The following is a 270-nucleotide window of genomic DNA, read 5'->3' as shown; positions in this document are numbered from 1 at the left end:
ACCGAGGACGTGGAGGCGCGGTATGAGTCGTACGGCTGGCACGTGCAGCACGTCGACTTCACCCAGGGCGGCACGGAGTACTCCGAGGACCTGGACGCGCTGCTCACGGCGATCGATGCGGCGAAGGCCGTCACCGACAAGCCCAGCCTCATCCGCGTGACGACCGTCATCGGATGGCCGCTGCCGACGATGGCCGGCAGCCACAACGTGCACGGAGCCAAGCTGGGCTCCGACGAGATCGCCAAGCTCAAGGAGCGCCTCGGCTTCACC

1 pseudogene is annotated in these 270 nt (G+C 67.8%); it reads left to right on the top strand.

What is annotated here, in order from left to right:
- Positions 1-9: 9 nt before the first annotated feature.
- Positions 10-270, top strand: a pseudogene (locus Q5762_RS38470) (transketolase); the annotation flags it as partial.

It is taken from the genome of Streptomyces sp. P9(2023), assembly GCF_032436795.1.
GTDB lineage: Bacteria > Actinomycetota > Actinomycetes > Streptomycetales > Streptomycetaceae > Streptomyces.
This window is presented reverse-complemented; position numbering and strand designations above follow the sequence as displayed.